Raw genomic sequence first — 244 nt, 5'->3', positions numbered from 1 at the left:
CGTCCAGGCACGGCGACATTTTGCGTTTCATATGAAAACTTCGCAGATCCTAAGTAATCCTCAATCGCTTTTGCCTTGTCATACATATTCTCCTTTGTTTCTGTTAAGCTGTTTGCCAATGTTTTCACACGATCTGGCAATGAGGAAGGGAGCTGCAAGTATTCACGGCCGACCTGTTGATTCACCTGCTTCTTAGTCGGCACTTTGATCCGCTGTAAGTCCTCAAGGATAAATGTAGGTGATA

Annotated in this window: 1 pseudogene; it reads right to left on the bottom strand. The window is 44.7% G+C overall.

The window, feature by feature from the left end:
- Positions 1-244: pseudogene (locus tag SB775_RS32880) on the bottom strand (hypothetical protein); the annotation flags it as partial.

It is taken from the genome of Peribacillus sp. SIMBA_075 (assembly GCF_046534585.1).
The sequence above is the reverse complement of the archived record's forward strand: the minus strand, read 5'-3'. Positions and strand labels throughout refer to the sequence as shown.